This is a genomic window from Pseudomonas sp. 5P_3.1_Bac2, assembly GCF_025465995.1.
In the GTDB taxonomy this organism is placed as follows: Bacteria; Pseudomonadota; Gammaproteobacteria; order Pseudomonadales; family Pseudomonadaceae; genus Aquipseudomonas.
Genome location: NZ_JANLNY010000002.1, coordinates 129,349 through 144,840, shown reverse-complemented (window position 1 = coordinate 144,840; position 15,492 = coordinate 129,349). Strand labels below are relative to the sequence as shown.

General features: G+C 59.9%; 13 protein-coding genes. 4 read left to right on the top strand and 9 right to left on the bottom strand.

Annotated elements, in window-relative coordinates; translation table 11 throughout:
- Positions 1-8 precede the first annotated feature (8 nt).
- Positions 9-281 carry an HPr family phosphocarrier protein gene (locus NTD81_RS00670; RefSeq protein WP_262178349.1) on the top strand — a complete coding sequence of 91 codons (273 nt, stop codon included), beginning with the start codon at positions 9-11 and terminating at the stop codon, positions 279-281.
- Positions 282-361: 80 nt separating this feature from the next.
- On the opposite strand, the gene pmbA is transcribed toward NTD81_RS00670, so the two are convergent.
- Positions 362-1,708: a metalloprotease PmbA gene (pmbA, locus tag NTD81_RS00665; protein WP_262178347.1), complete on the bottom strand. Its 1,347-nt coding sequence runs from the start codon at positions 1,706-1,708 to the stop codon at positions 362-364.
- 103 nt (positions 1,709-1,811) lie between these two features.
- On the opposite strand from pmbA, the gene yjgA reads away from it, so the two are divergent.
- Complete coding sequence (yjgA, locus tag NTD81_RS00660; protein WP_262178345.1) at positions 1,812-2,333, top strand: ribosome biogenesis factor YjgA; 522 nt, start codon at positions 1,812-1,814, stop codon at positions 2,331-2,333.
- Between the two features lie 54 nt (positions 2,334-2,387).
- On the opposite strand, the gene tldD is transcribed toward yjgA, so the two are convergent.
- From tldD to mreB, 8 genes are all read right to left on the bottom strand, one after another.
- Positions 2,388-3,845, bottom strand: a complete 1,458-nt coding sequence (gene tldD / locus NTD81_RS00655) for a metalloprotease TldD (RefSeq protein ID WP_262178343.1) — start codon at positions 3,843-3,845, stop codon at positions 2,388-2,390.
- On the bottom strand, positions 3,842-4,714 hold the full coding sequence (locus NTD81_RS00650) for a carbon-nitrogen hydrolase family protein (RefSeq protein ID WP_262178341.1): 873 nt from the start codon (positions 4,712-4,714) through the stop codon (positions 3,842-3,844). The genes tldD and NTD81_RS00650 overlap by 4 nt, the downstream gene beginning before the upstream one ends.
- Before the next feature lie 82 nt (positions 4,715-4,796).
- Positions 4,797-8,612 (bottom strand): YhdP family protein, encoded by a 3,816-nt coding sequence (locus NTD81_RS00645; RefSeq protein WP_262178339.1) that lies wholly within the window; start codon positions 8,610-8,612, stop codon positions 4,797-4,799.
- Between the two features lie 31 nt (positions 8,613-8,643).
- Positions 8,644-10,101: a ribonuclease G gene (gene rng, locus NTD81_RS00640; RefSeq protein WP_262178337.1), complete on the bottom strand. Its 1,458-nt coding sequence runs from the start codon at positions 10,099-10,101 to the stop codon at positions 8,644-8,646.
- A 78-nt stretch (positions 10,102-10,179) separates the two neighbouring features.
- Complete coding sequence (locus tag NTD81_RS00635; RefSeq protein WP_262178335.1) at positions 10,180-10,779, bottom strand: Maf family protein; 600 nt, start codon at positions 10,777-10,779, stop codon at positions 10,180-10,182.
- Positions 10,780-10,821: 42 nt separating this feature from the next.
- The gene (gene mreD / locus NTD81_RS00630) at positions 10,822-11,307 is read right to left on the bottom strand and encodes a rod shape-determining protein MreD (RefSeq protein ID WP_262178333.1); all 486 of its coding nucleotides are present in this window, start codon (positions 11,305-11,307) and stop codon (positions 10,822-10,824) included.
- Positions 11,307-12,248: a rod shape-determining protein MreC gene (gene mreC, locus NTD81_RS00625; RefSeq protein ID WP_410017100.1), complete on the bottom strand. Its 942-nt coding sequence runs from the start codon at positions 12,246-12,248 to the stop codon at positions 11,307-11,309. The genes mreD and mreC overlap by 1 nt, the downstream gene beginning before the upstream one ends.
- 214 nt (positions 12,249-12,462) lie before the next feature.
- Entirely contained in the window at positions 12,463-13,500 is a 1,038-nt protein-coding gene (gene mreB / locus NTD81_RS00620; RefSeq protein WP_262178331.1) for a rod shape-determining protein MreB, read from the bottom strand.
- Positions 13,501-13,737: 237 nt separating this feature from the next.
- Between mreB and gatC the strand changes: the two genes are divergently transcribed.
- Both gatC and gatA read left to right on the top strand, forming a co-directional pair.
- Positions 13,738-14,025, top strand: a complete 288-nt coding sequence (gene gatC, locus NTD81_RS00615; RefSeq protein ID WP_262178329.1) for an Asp-tRNA(Asn)/Glu-tRNA(Gln) amidotransferase subunit GatC — start codon at positions 13,738-13,740, stop codon at positions 14,023-14,025.
- Positions 14,026-14,040: 15 nt separating this feature from the next.
- Positions 14,041-15,492 carry an Asp-tRNA(Asn)/Glu-tRNA(Gln) amidotransferase subunit GatA gene (gatA, locus tag NTD81_RS00610; protein ID WP_262178327.1) on the top strand — a complete coding sequence of 484 codons (1,452 nt, stop codon included), beginning with the start codon at positions 14,041-14,043 and terminating at the stop codon, positions 15,490-15,492.

The following is a 15,492-nucleotide window of genomic DNA, read 5'->3' as shown; positions in this document are numbered from 1 at the left end:
TTGCCGCGATGCCCGCCTGCGAAATCACCATCATCAACAAACTGGGTCTGCATGCGCGCGCGGCGGCCAAGTTTGTCGGCGTCGCCGGACGCTTCCCCTGCCAGGTCAAAATCGGTCGCAGCAGCGACAGCTTGGTCGACGGCAAAAGCATAATGGGGGTGATGATGTTGGCCGCCGGCAAAGGTACACCGGTGCACCTGTACACCGAAGGCAGCCAAGAACAAGAGGCGCTGGATGCGCTGTGCGAGCTGATCAATAACTTCTTTGATGAAGGTGAGTAACCCCTCATTCCAATAGCCACAGCGCCATAAAAAAGGGCCTGATCAGCTAAGCTGAGCAGGCCCTTTTTTATTGATTGGCCTTAGCTGCCGGCCACGGTCATGCGCTCGATCAGCACCGAGCCTGTGCGGATATTGCTACGCACCTCGACGTCGCTGCCCACAGCGACGATCTGCTTGAACATATCGCGCATATTGCCGGCGATAGTCACTTCCTGCACCGGGAACTGGATCTCGCCGTTTTCCACCCAATAACCGCCGGCGCCACGGGAGTAGTCGCCGGTCACCATATTCAGGCCCTGTCCCATCAGCTCGGTAACGAGCAACCCGCGGCCCATGCGCTTCAGCAGCGCACGCTGGTCTTCATCGCCATGGCTGACAAACAGGTTATGCACGCCGCCCGCGTTGGCGGTGCTGGGCAAGCCCAGCTTGCGCCCCGAGTAAGTGCCGAGCACATAGCTGAGCAGCTCACCATTGTTAACAAAGTGCTTGCCATAGGTGGCCAGCCCGTCGCCATCGAAAGCAGCGCTGCCCAAGGCACGGGGAATATGCGGACGCTCATCAAGGCTTAACCAAGAGGGGAACAGTTGCTGTCCCAAAGCCCCCTCCAAGAACGACGATTTGCGATACAGGTTGCCGCCGGAGATAGCCCCCAGGAAGCTGCCAAACAGGCCGCTGGCAAGCTCCGCACTAAACAGCACCGGCACTTCACAGGTTGGCACCGGACGCGCACCCAAACGGCTGACAGCGCGCTCAGCGGCGCGCTGACCAATGCTGGCGGCGTCAGCTAGCAACTCGCCCTGGCGGTTTACGTCGTACCAATAGTCGCGCTGCATCTGCCCTTCGCCTTCGGCGATCATCACGCAGCTAAGGCTGTGCCGGGTACTGGCGTAGCCGCTGATAAAGCCGTGGCTGTTGCCATACACACGGCTACCGACGTGGGTGTTGAGGCTGGTGCCGTCGGCGTTTTTAATCCGCGAATCGGCCGCAAAAGCCGCCGCTTCACAGCGCAGCGCTTGTTCAATGGCCTGCTCTGGAGTGATCGCCCACGGGTGATACAAATCCAGCTCAGGCAACTCTCGGGCCATCAACGCGGCATCGGCAAGGCCAGCGCAGTCGTCTTCCGAAGCATGCTTGGCAATGGCTAAGGCGGCGGCCACGGTCTCGCGGATCGCCGCATCACCGGTAGCCGAGGTGCTGGCCGAACCTTTGCGCTGGCCCACATACAGAGTGATACCAAAGCCTTGGTCACGGTTGAACTCGACCGTTTCCACTTCCCCCTGGCGTACCGAGGTGGACAGGCCCTGACCAGCCGAAACAGCCACTTCACAGGCACTGGCCCCCTGCCTCTTGGCTTCAGCCAAAATCTGCTCCACCTGTGCCTGTAACTGCGGCACGGCCTCTGGGCCAACGCTATCTACTGCACTCATACACACTCCTAAACGATAAGCCGCAGGTGTGGGCCAACAGCCCGAACGCTTACAGCTGGAAACTTGCTGCTATCATGTCGGCGTTATCCACTGGACCGCCACCATGTCTGAATACCTCGACGACGACTTCTCCGGCGAGAAGAGTAAAACCCAGGTCAAGCGTGAGCTACACGCTTTGCAAGAACTGGGACAACGCCTCACTACGGTCAAACCTGACCTGCTTAACAAAATGCCGCTGACCGACGAGTTGCGCCGCGCGCTCGCCGAAGCGCCGAAGCACACGGCCAACTCGGCGAAAAAGCGCCACGTACAATTCATTGGCCGCCTAATGCGCGACCAGGACGTGGAAGCCATCCTCAACGTCCTCGATCAGGTGGATGCCTCCACCCGCCAGTACAACGAACGCTTTCACAACCTAGAGCGCTGGCGTGATCGTTTGATCAACGGCAACGATGAAACCTTAGAAGCCTTCGTCAGTGACTACCCGGAAACTGATCGCCAGCACCTGCGCCAGTTGATCCGTCATGCCCAACACGAGCTGGCCCATAACAAACCGCCAGCCGCTTCGCGCAAAGTGTTCAAGTACATCCGCGAACTCGACGAAACTCAGCGCGGTCTGCGCTAAGACCACCAGCACATGGGTGGCCGCAGCCACCCTCTGCCCTGATGGCGGGCAGCCTCAGGCGCCAGTTCCGCCCACAGTGATCGCATCAATCTTCAAGGTCGGCTGGCCGACGCCCACCGGCACCGACTGACCGTCCTTCCCGCACGTACCGACGCCGCTGTCCAAGGCCAGATCGGTGCCGACCATCGACACCTTGCTCATGGCTTCCGGACCGTTACCAATCAAGGTAGCGCCTTTGACCGGCGCGGTGATTTTGCCGTCCTCGATCAAATAGGCTTCGCTGGTGGAGAAAACAAACTTGCCACTGGTGATATCGACCTGGCCGCCGCCCAGGCTGGCGCAGTAGATGCCTTTTTTCACCGAACGGATGATTTCTTCTGGATCGCTCTCACCGGCCAGCATGTAAGTGTTGGTCATGCGCGGCATCGGCAAATGGGCATAAGACTCGCGCCGGCCATTGCCGGTAGCCGCTACGCCCATCAGGCGGGCATTGAGCTTGTCCTGCATATAGCCCTTGAGCACGCCGTTTTCGATCAGCGTGGTGCACTGCGTGGCGCTGCCTTCATCATCCATGCTCAGGGAGCCGCGCCGCTGCGCCAAGGTGCCGTCGTCGACGATGGTGCACAGCTTCGACGCCACCGGCTGGCCAACGCGGCCACTGTAGGCCGAGCTGCCCTTACGGTTGAAGTCGCCTTCCAAACCATGGCCAACGGCCTCGTGCAGCAGCACGCCGGACCAACCGGAGCCGAGCACCACCGGCATAGTGCCCGCCGGTGCGGCAATCGCTTCCAAATTAACCAACGCCTGGCGCAGCGCCTCGCGGGCATAGCCCATGGCGCGCTCTTCGTTATTGCTGGTTTGCTCGAGGAAGTAGCGGTAGTCGGTACGCCCGCCGCCGCCATGGCCGCCGCGTTCACGGCGACCATTTTGCTCAACGATGACACTGACGTTAAAGCGCACCAGCGGCCGGATATCGGCGCCCAGGCTGCCATCGGTGGCGGCAACGAGGATGCGATCCCAAACCCCCGCCAGGCTCACGCTGACCTGCTTAATCCGTGGATCAAGGGCACGGGTGGCCACGTCGATGCGCTTGAGCAGCTCGACTTTCTCAGCACGGCTCAGCACATCCAGCGGGTTGTCACGGCTGTACAGGGGCGTCAGCAGCGGGCTGTTGAAGGCCTGCACACGCCCCTCCTGGCCGGCGCGGGCAATCGAGCGGGCCGCACGGGCGGCTTGGCTTAATGCATCGGCAGTGATCGCATTGCTGTAGGCAAAACCGGTTTTCTCGCCGGACTGCGCACGCACGCCGACCCCTTGATCGAGGTTAAAGCTGCCCTCTTTGACGATGCCGTCTTCCAGCGCCCAAGTCTCGGACACCTGACTTTGGAAATACAAATCGGCGGCATCGATACCGGGGCCGGCGAGTTCGCCGAGCACGGCTGGCAGATGCTCAATGGTCAAGCCGCCGGGGGCGAGTAAATGCTCGCTGACGGATACCAACATATCGCTCATGGTTTGCTCTCATTATCTGACTGGTGCTGTACCGGCAACCGAGGCTCGGCGGCGGCAAAAAATCGTTGGTGCTGGGCCACCGGCATACGCTGGCGGATCGCGCTTTGTTCTGCGCTATCGCGCTTAGCCACTAACACGCCGGGACCATCAGGCAACTCGGCCAATACCTGACCCCACGGATCAATAATGGCCGAATGGCCGAAGGTTTGCCGCCCTCGCGGATGGCTGCCGCCCTGGGCTGAGGCCAGCAAGTAGCATTGGGTTTCGATGGCGCGGGCGCGGGTCAGCACTTGCCAGTGGGCGGCGCCGGTAACGGCGGTAAAGGCCGCCGGCATGCTGATCAGCTCGGCGCCGGCGTTGCGCAGCAGGCTATACAACTCGGGGAAGCGCAGGTCATAGCACACGCTTAAGCCCAACCGCCCGACCGGCGTGTCAGCCACGACCACCTGCTGGCCAAACGCATAGTCGTCGGATTCACGATAACGGCCATGGCTGTCGCTGACATCCACATCAAACAGATGCAGTTTGTCGTAGCGAGCCGCCGTTTGCCCTTGGTCATCGATAAGCAGCGAGCAGGCATTGGGCTTGGCCTCAGGCTGCCCCTCAGGCGGCAGCGGTAAGGTGCCGGCGACGAGCCACAAGCCCAAGTCCCGCGCGGTTTGCCGAAGCCAAGGCAGAATCGGCCCCTGCCCCAAGGCCTCGGCGCGGCCTATAGCCGCTAAGTCGCGCCGGCCCATGGCGGCGAAGTTCTCGGGCAGCACCGCCAACCGCGCGCCCTGCGCAGCGGCTTGACTCAACAACTGGCGGGCTTGGGCGAGGTTGGCCAGCACATCGTCCTGGCTAACCATTTGAATGACAGCAAGGCTCATTGCGGATGGCTCTCGAAGGCGGCAGAAAGCAGCAGCTTACAAGCCCGGCACGGCGTCTGCACTAAGGCAACAGATTTAACCGTCATTCCTTGGGTTTTTCGAAGGGCTTATCGAAGGTAATTTCCGGGCTTTGCCACGGCCCACGCACGTTGTACTGCACACTGGCAAAGCGTGCGACCTGATTGCCCAACAACTTATCCACCACAAACAGCGCGCCACCAATGGCCGGCGCGCCAATAATCAGCGCGGCAAGCGGCAGGTTGTTACTCACCGGCAGGGTCACCAGCAGCTTGGCATCGATGCGATCAGCGGCCAGGTTCAGGGTGCCATCCAACTCCAGATTGCTCGATGGGCCATCCACAGCTATCGGCTTGCGTGTAACAAACACGCCGCGATCAGCGGCCAGCACGCCCTTCACTTTGTCGTAGCTCAAGCCCTTATCAACTAAGTCAGAGAAGTCCAAACGCAGACGGCGGCCAATGGAGTCGAAGTTAAGCAGGCCAAACACGCGCAAGGCCGAGGCTGAGCCATCCACCTGGGTGAACTGGCCTTTGCGCATGGAGATATCCGTCATGCCGCTAAAGCGCTGCAAACTGAACCAGGCGGGCGAGCCCGGCCAATTGCCGCTGACATCCAGGCGGAAGCTTTCACTGCTGACACTCGGGGCATACCCCCACGCCGCCAGCACCTTGGACAGGTCCTTACCCGACAGGCGGCCCTCATAGCTGGTACGCACGCCGCTGGGGCTGTGTTGCCAACTGCCCTGCCCGGCGATATTCAAGCCTTTGAGATTCAGCGCCAGCTCACTGAACTGTACGCCCTGGCCCTTCGGCCGCGCTTTGAACGACCAGGCGCCTAAGGCGTCATCGCCCTGATAGACGTTTTCCACCGCCACATCCAAAGCCGGGAACTTGCGTGGATCAACATCCGCCAAGATATCTGGGGCTTGCTCTTGGTCACTGTCGTCATCCTTTTGCGCCGCCGGGAAGCGCAAATAAGCCAGCTTCACCGAAATCGGCTGCGCGCTATTGGTCGGCAAGCCGATGTGACCTTTGACGCGCACACTATCCAAATCCAGCAGCCAACTGCTGCTGTTGCGGCTCAGGCCTACTTCCAGACCATCGACACTGGTGCCAAAGCCATTGAAGCGGCCGACACGCACTTGGGCATCTTTAAATAACTGCTGCGCACCACCGCCTGCTGTTTGCATGTATGGCTCAACCGCTTGCTGCCAGGCGGCCAGGTCGACCTGGCTGACCCGCCCGCGTACGCGCAGCCCCGCACTGGTGGGCAACAAAGCCGGGCCATCGCTAAGACGGATCTCGCCGCGGCCCTGATTAAACTGCCCGGGCTTGGCCGCAAAGGACAGACTCAACAACTTGTCGTAGTCCAGCCAATAACGCCGCTCGCTACCGCCTAAAGTCATACGCCAGATGGATGGGCGCAGATCTTCAGCACGCTTGGCAAAGGGCTCCGGCAAGGCCACGGTGACGCCTTTAAGGTTGGAGTCGACACGCAACTGGCTGTCGTCCCCATCGATGGTCAGACGCAGCTGATACGGCAGCTTGCCACTCACCGGGAGGTCTTGCTGCACCCCCAGCCACTGGCTGAGATCCTGTACCGCAATCTGCCCCGAGGCATCGATGCGCGTCCGTGCCCGCCCGGGGGAACCTTCCGCATGGGCCTTGGCGCGCACTTGCTGGCCAAACAGTTGGGCGCGGATATTATTGCCGCTAAGGCCTTTAGCTGTGTCGTAACGAAACGCACCACTTAGGTGGGTGAATTGCAGCGCCGGATTGGCAATGGCCAAACTGGCGTTGTCACTGCTGAAGTCCACCACCACATCGGGGGCCTTACCCTTGTACAGCGGGATGTTCAAATCCAGCTTGCCGCGTAGCGCCCCTTCGCCCTTCCAACCGGCAAACACTTCAGAAGTGCCCAGCGGGGTTTCCTGGAGAATTTTCAGCGCATCCGGCAGGCTGCTGTGGACATCGCCCTTAAGCAGCAGGTGGATCGGATGCTCAGCTTCGGTCAAGCCGATTAGCGCTTGCGCGTTAGTCACCTGACTATTGAATAAACGTCCCTGGGCAAGCTCTATGCGCACGGCCTTCGGCTCGATGAACACGCTCGCCGTGCCCTTTTGCAACGACGGCCAGCCCGGCTGGAAGGCCAGCTCGGCATCATGCACGGCAAAGAACAGGGTTAGGCTGCGCGCTGCGGCTTCAGCCCCTTTGTTGAGGGAGCCTTGGTATTGGAAGAAGCCTTCATCGACCACGCCGCCACGAATGGCAGTTTTTAACCAGTGATCGAGGTCTTTGCTAAAGCCCGGCACCAAGCTGGGCAGATACTTCTCGGTGTAGCGGGCATCGCCGCCGCGCAGACCGACGCGCAAGTCCATGTAGTCTTCTTGCGCGGGATCGAAGCGCAGGCGAATCAGCATATCGCCCGATGCTGGGCCTTCGTCCCCGACCACCTGCATATAAGGACTGCGCAAGGTGAAGGCGTCTTGATCAATTTCCCAGAACAATTGCGCATTGGCCTGGTGATAGATCCACGGTTTGGGAAACAGGGTGTCCAGATGCAGAGAAAATTCTTCGGTGGCCATGCGCAGCTCACCGTGGCCTAAATCGCCAGTGATACTGCCCGTGACGTTCTCCACCGCTGGCACCCCGTGCCAAGAAGAAATCCCTACTTGGTGCAGGTTGGCCGAGAACTGTAAACGGTCGCTGGCCTCGCTCTCGGGCAGGTAAACAAACTGCAGATTGCTCAACTCACCATGGGGCTTGAGCTGATCAACGATGTCGCGGGCTTTATCCGGCATGGGTGCCAGGGCGCTGATCAGGTCCTGTAACGGCGCCAGATCAATGCGGTTAGCGCTGATCAACCACTGCTTAGGCTGCTGCTCAACTTGCACCTCAACCTCGCCCCAGCGCTGTTCGCCACGGCTAAAGCCTAAGTCGTCGATGATCAGTTTGAGGCCGTCACGACTGCGCTGGGCATAGGCATCGAGGGATAGATCATGCAGCGCCACAGCCTTGCGCTGAGCATAAGCGCCTTCAAACTGCTGGCCATGCAGCTGGCTGGCAGCCTTTTGCACGGCGCCGTCGGCCCAGTCCAACCACAACTCCCCGCCAAACTGCAGGTGCTTAACCTGCCACTGGCCCAGCACACTGGCGGGCAGCCACTGCGCCCAATCGCTCTGTGGCAGGCTCAGGTACAGCTGAGCACTGGAGTTTTGCCAGTGGGCAGGTTGAATCTGTGTGCGCAGTTGCAGCGCCAGCGGCTTGCCATCCGGCAGGGCCAGGCGCGCATCCAAACGCTGATGACTGCGCCCGTTACTCACACTCAGGCTGACGTCGCTGAAGCTATACGCCGGATGGTCCAAGGCATGTACCGTGACCTGGCTGTCGAGTACCGATAAGGCCTTGACCATTTGCCCACGATTAAACAGCTGCTGCGCATCTAACTGCGTCGGACCGTTGGGTTTGGGCAACCCCTCCAACACCCAACTGCCATCGGCCGCCTGCACCGCACTGATGTGCAGCCCGGCAATCTCCACATGGGCGATTTGCAGCTGGCGCGTCAGCAGGCTGCCCAGCACATCGGGCACTACGCGCACTTGTTTCAGTTGCAGGGCGTCGGCGCCCTCGCCCAGCTGCAGGTCATGGGCCAGCAAAACCGGGGCGAAACCCTTCCAAGTGCCTTCCAAGGCACCGATCTGCACTGGCAAGTTGAGCGCCTCGCGGGCTTTGTCCTCAGCCTCTTGGCGATATTCAGCGACTAGCGGGATTAACTCACGCCCTAGGCTGACATACAGCGCCGCTAATACCAGTACCAAGGCACAGAGGCCCAAACCGCCCCGTAACAACAGCGCTAAAGCGCGCAGCAAAAGCGCCATTCAATCGATGCTCAAGTGAGAAATTCTCATATCAGAGCAATACCACGTCGTATTGTTCCTGAGAGTACATGGTCTCGACTTGAAACTTGATGGTACGACCGATAAAGGCCTCTAAGTCGGCCACATTGCCCGACTCTTCATCCAATAAACGGTCCACTACTTTTTGGTTGGCCAACACTCGATATCCTTCTGCTTGGTAGGCCCGCGCTTCACGCAAAATCTCGCGGAAGATTTCATAACAAGTGGTCTCAGCAGTCTTCAGCTTGCCCCGTCCCTGGCAGGCACTGCAAGGTTCGCACAGCACCTGCTCAAGGCTTTCGCGGGTGCGCTTACGGGTCATCTGCACCAGGCCCAACTCGGTAATGCCGATGATGTTGGTCTTGGCGTGATCGCGTTCCAGCTGCTTCTCCAGGGTGCGCAGCACTTGGCGCTGGTGATCCTCATCTTCCATGTCGATAAAATCGATAATGATGATCCCACCTAGATTGCGTAAGCGTAGCTGACGCGCAATGGCTGTGGCAGCCTCGAGGTTAGTTTTGAAGATGGTCTCTTCCAGGGTGCGATGCCCAACGAAGGCGCCCGTGTTGACATCGATGGTGCTCATGGCCTCGGCCGGGTCGATGATCAGATAGCCACCGGACTTCAGCGGCACCTTGCGCTCCAGCGCCTTCTGGATTTCCGTCTCGACCCCATACAGGTCAAAGATCGGCCGTTCACCTGGATAATGCTCAAGGCGATCAGCCACCTCAGGCATCAGCTCAGCAACAAACTGGGTGATTTTCTGGAAGGTTTCCCGGGAGTCCACCCGGATTTTTTCGATCTTTGGGTTGACCAGGTCACGCAGGGTACGCAGGGCCAGGCTGAGGTCTTCGTAGATGACCGTCGGCGTCGGCGCGACTTTCATCTGTGTGGCGATCTGCCCCCACAGGCGGCGCAAGTAGCGAATGTCGGCGAGAATCTCATCGGCACCGGCACCATCGGCGGCCGTGCGCAGGATAAAGCCACCGGCTTCTTCGATGCCTTCGGCGCTGATGCAATCATTGACGATTTTCTTCAGGCGCTCGCGCTCGGCCTCGTCCTCAATCTTCAGCGAGATGCCGACGTGGCTGGTGCGCGGCATGTACACCAGATAGCGCGACGGGATCGACAGCTGCGTGGTCAGGCGTGCGCCCTTGCTGCCAATTGGATCTTTGGTGACTTGCACCACCAAGCTCTGGCCCTCATGGACCAAAGCGCCAATGCTCTCCACGGCAGGGCCTTCACGGGTGGATATTTCCGCCGCGTGGATAAAGGCGGCGCGCTCCAAACCAATATCGACAAACGCCGCCTGCATGCCCGGCAGCACCCGCACCACTTTGCCTTTGTAGATGTTACCGACGATGCCACGCTTTTGCGTGCGCTCGACATGCACTTCCTGCAACACCCCGTTTTCCACCACGGCGACCCGCGATTCCATGGGGGTGATATTGATCAGGATCTCTTCACTCATGCGCTTATCTCTTTGGCGAGCAAGCTGAAAGCCCAAGCATTCGCCACTGAAGACGAGCCACCCGCGACCTGCAACCTCTTAACTGTGATGCGGCAGAGACTGCCAGCACGGAATTGCAAACGCTGCGAGTAAGGCAGCAGTTTCACATAACGGCAACCCTACCACTGCCGAGTAACTGCCTTGCAAGTGTCTGACAAAAATTGCCCCTAGGCCTTGAATGGCATAACTCCCGGCTTTGTCCTGGGGTTCACCACTGGCCCAGTAGGCCTCAATTTCAGCGGCGCTGATAGGACGAAAACTGACTTCGGCACTCACCACCCGCGCTTCGACTCGCTGCGCACTGGCCAGCGCCACCGCGCTGAGCACCTGATGACTGCGCCCGGACAAGGCACTGAGCATAGCCATAGAGTCGGCTTGATCACGCGGTTTGCCGAGGATCTGCCCATCCAGCAGCACACAGGTGTCCGCGCCCAACACCACGGCAGTAGCGGCCTCAGGCAGATCCGCCAAGGCTGCGCCGGCCTTCGCCCGCGCCAGGCGCTCGACATAGGCGGCTGGCGCTTCGCCAGCCAACACCGTCTCATCAATGGGCAACACATGGCTGCGAAACGCCACGCCAATTTGCGTGAGCAGTTCACGCCGGCGCGGTGAGCTGGAGGCGAGATAAAGCGTGGCCATGCCAAGGTATCCCTATCCGTAGTGAGGCCCGACAGCCTTAAATTAATTAACGCCCAGGCGCCGCTGCAGGCTACGCAAGAACATACTCACCCACGGCCACAACAAGGCGCTGACCAAAGCAGGCAAGAGAAAATCGAGGGTCGGCTGGCGATCACCGGTCAACGCGGTTAGCCACAACTGGACCAGTTGCGCCAGGCCGAATACCACCAAGAGCGCCGTGCACTGTTGCCACACGGGGAACATGCGCAGACGCTGATGCAGGGTCATGACCAAGAAGGTGATCAGCACCAGAATCAAGGCATTTTGTCCCAGCATGGTGCCATTCAATATATCCGCCAGCAGCCCCAGCACAAACGCGGTGGTCATGCCCACCCGGTGCGGCACGGCCAACACCCAGAAGGTCAGGACCAGCGCCACCCACATGGGCCGGCCGTATTCCAGTGGCGAGGGTAAAGTCAGCACGCTGAGCAGTAGCGTCAGCGCCAGTGAAAGCCAGATAAACCAGGTATTAGTTGCCCGCTTGGCCATTAGTGAGCGCTCCCGGCAGATGGAGTGGCTGGCGCAGGAGCCGCACTGCCAGCAGGGGCCGCGGGCGTGCTCGCAGGATTAGCGGCAGCAGGTTTAGCTTGCTGTTCGATTTCCCGATCCAGCGCCTCTTGCGCTTGCGCCGACTCGGTGGCGCGCTGCTCCGGGGTGCGCGGATCGGTAAAGACCAACAACATGTAACGACTGCGATTGAGCATCGCCGTGGGCACCGCCCGCACCGTGGCAAAAGGCCCGGTGTCGTGCACCACTTCACTGACCACCGCCACCGGATAACCGGCCGGGAAACGCTGGCCCAGACCGGAACTGACCAGCAGATCACCCTCCTTAATGTCGGCGGTATCAGCCACATGACGCAGCTCTAAGCGCTCCGGATTACCGGTGCCGGTGGCGATAGCGCGCAGGCCGTTGCGGTTGACCTGCACCGGAATGCTGTGGGTCGTGTCGGTCAGCAGCAATACCCGCGAGGCATAGGGCATCACTTCCACCACCTGGCCCATCAGACCACGGGCGTCCAGCACAGGCTGGCCCATGACCACGCCGTCTTTGCTGCCTTTATCGATCAGGATGCGGTGGGTGAAGGGGTTCGGATCAACGCCGATCAGCTCGGTGGCCAGCACCTTGTCATCGACCAAGGCAGCCGAATTGAGCAGTTCACGCAAACGCACGTTTTGCTCGGTCAGCGCCGCCAGCTTTTGCAAGCGCCGCTCAAGCATCAGTCGTTCGGCCTTGAGCTTTTCATTTTCTGCCGCCAGCACGCTGCGCGAGCTGAGCTCTTGAGTGGCCGAACGCCACAGCCAGATCGGCAGCTCCGCCGCTTTATACACAGGCTCGACGATCAACCCCAACTGCGCACGCAACGGTTTGAGAATGGCTAAGCGGGCGTCCACCACCATCAGCACAACCGACAACAGGGTAAACACCAGCAGGCGTGCACCTAGCGAGGGACCCTTGGCAAATAGCGGTTTAATCGTGATTTCCTCGTGGCATCAAACAAAAAGCTGCAAGCAGGTTCGCACCTGGCTTGCAGCTTAGAGACTGGTCACAACTTGGCGTCGACCGCGCAAGCAGATACGGCGAGTGGCCACTGTGTCAGCCCAACGAACCATTGTCTACCAACTTGGCCAGCGCTGTCCGGGCTTACTCCGTGGACAGCAGATCCATGGTGTGACGGTCGATCATTTCCAGCGCCTTGCCGCCACCACGGGCCACACAGGTCAGCGGGTCTTCGGCAACAATCACCGGCAGGCCAGTTTCTTGCGACAGCAGCTTGTCCAGATCACGCAGCAGCGCACCACCACCGGTCAGCACCAAGCCGCGCTCGGCGATGTCGGAAGCCAGCTCAGGTGGCGATTGCTCCAGAGCGCTCTTCACCGCTTGTACGATGGTGGCCAGCGACTCTTGCAGCGCTTCCAGCACTTCGTTGGAGTTCAGGGTGAAGCTGCGCGGTACACCTTCAGCCAGGTTACGGCCACGCACGTCAACTTCACGCAACTCGCCACCGGCATAAGCAGTACCGATTTCTTGCTTGATCCGCTCAGCGGTGGACTCACCGATCAGGCTGCCGTAGTTACGGCGCACGTAGGTAATGATGGCTTCATCGAAACGGTCGCCACCCACCCGTACGGACTCGGCGTAAACCACACCGTTCAAGGAGATCAGCGCGATTTCCGTGGTACCACCACCGATATCGACGACCATCGAACCACGGGCTTCTTCCACCGGCAGACCGGCACCGATAGCGGCCGCCATAGGCTCTTCAATCAGGAACACTTCACGGGCGCCAGCGCCCAAGGCGGATTCGCGAATCGCGCGGCGTTCCACTTGAGTCGATTTGCACGGTACGCAAATCAGTACCCGTGGCGAAGGCTGCAGGAAGCTGTTTTCGTGCACCTTATTGATGAAGTACTGCAGCATCTTTTCGCAGACGCTGAAGTCAGCAATCACGCCATCTTTCATCGGGCGGATCGCAGAAATATTGCCAGGAGTACGACCCAGCATACGTTTGGCTTCAGTACCAACCGCAACAACGCTCTTCTGGTTGCCATGGGTACGGATTGCAACTACAGACGGCTCGTTCAGTACGATACCGCGCTCACGAACATAGATCAGGGTGTTGGCAGTGCCCAGGTCAATCGACAGATCGCTGGAAAACATGCCACGCAGTTTCTTGAACATGGGATAGGGACCCTAGGCAACGCGTGGGTAAAAAGTGCGGCAAACTCTAACAACGGCGGGGATTTTGAGCAAGGCACCAATATGTTAGATTGCGGGCTTTCCATACTTTAACAACCATCATCGCGGCCAATTGCGGCTGCCTACTCTTTATTTGTCCCCTGCCTTTAGCGCATGGCGACTCGCTCACATTGCCATAGGCGGCCACCTGATGCGCTGCTTTATATAGGGAGAAATCCAATGGCGCTTGAACGTTGCGACGTGGAAAAGATCGCCCACTTGGCTCGACTGGGTCTGAGTGAAGCTGAAATTCCAGGCACCACCGCCACCCTCAATAACATCCTCGGCCTGATCGATCAGATGCAGGCAGTGGATACTGACGGCATCCAACCGCTGTCCCATCCGCTGGAAGCCACCCAGCGCCTGCGCGCCGACCAGGTCAGCGAACGCAACCAGCGCGAGGCTTACCAAGCCATCGCCCCAGCCGTCGAGAACGGTCTGTATCTGGTTCCGAAAGTCATCGAGTAAGGGAAAAGCCCAACCATGCATCAATTGACCCTGGCCGAGATCGCCCGCGGACTCGCCGAGAAAAAGTTTTCTGCACAAGAGTTGAGCAGCAGCCTGCTGGAACGCATCAAGCAACTCGACCCGAAACTGAATAGCTTCATTACCGTGACCGAAGAGCTGGCCCTAAGTCAGGCCAAGGCGGCTGACGAACGGCGCGCCGCCGGCGAGACTGGCCCATTGCTAGGTGCGCCAATTGGTCACAAGGACCTGTTCTGCACTGACGGCGTGCTGACCAGCTGCGCCTCGAAGATTCTCAGCAACTTCCGCGCTCCGTATAACGCCACCGTGGTCGAGAAACTCGCCGCGGCAGGCACCGTGACCCTCGGCAAGCTGAACATGGACGAATTCGCCATGGGTTCGGCTAACGAGAACAGTCACTTTGGCGCCGTGCATAACCCTTGGGATCTTAACCGCGTACCGGGCGGCTCCAGTGGTGGCTCTGCCGCTGCCGTCGCAGCGCGACTGATTCCAGCGGCCACCGGCACCGACACCGGCGGCTCGATCCGCCAGCCGGCGGCTTTCACCAACCTCACCGGGATCAAGCCAACCTATGGCCGCGTCTCCCGCTGGGGCATGATCGCCTACGCCTCCAGCCTTGACCAAGGTGGCCCGTTGGCGCGCAACGCCGAAGACTGCGCCCTGCTGCTTGGTGCCATGGCCGGCTTTGATAGCAAAGACTCGACCAGCGTCGATCAGCCAGTCGACGACTACCTCGCCGCCCTGAGCAAACCTTTGAACGGCCTGCGCATTGGCCTGCCAAAGGAATACTTCGCGGCCGGTTTGGATAGCCGTATCGCCGACAAGATCATGGCCGTGGTCGAGCAGCTCAAACAGCTTGGCGCCACGATTAAAGACATCAGCTTGCCGAACATGCAGCACGCCATTGCCGCGTACTACGTGATCGCCCCCGCCGAGGCCAGCTCCAACCTGTCGCGTTTTGACGGCGTGCGCTTTGGCTATCGCTGCGAAAATCCGCTCAACCTAGAAGACCTGTACAAACGCTCGCGCGGTGAAGGCTTCGGCGCCGAAGTTAAGCGACGCATCATGGTCGGCACCTACGCGCTGTCGGCGGGCTACTACGATGCCTACTACTTAAAAGCGCAGAAGATCCGGCGCCTGATCAAGAACGACTTCGTCAGCGCCTTTAATGAAGTCGATGTGATCCTCGGCCCAACCACCCCGAACCTGGCGTGGAAAATCGGCGACAAGGACCAAGACCCAGTCGCGGCCTATCTGGAAGACATCTACACCATCACCGCTAACCTCGCCGGCATCCCTGGCCTGTCGATGCCAGCTGGCTTCGTCGAAGGTCTGCCGGTGGGTGTGCAATTGCTCGCGCCGTATTTCCAAGAAGGCCGCTTGCTCAACGTCGCCCATCAGTACCAGCAAGTGACTGATTGGCACCAACAAGCCCCGGCTGGATTTTGA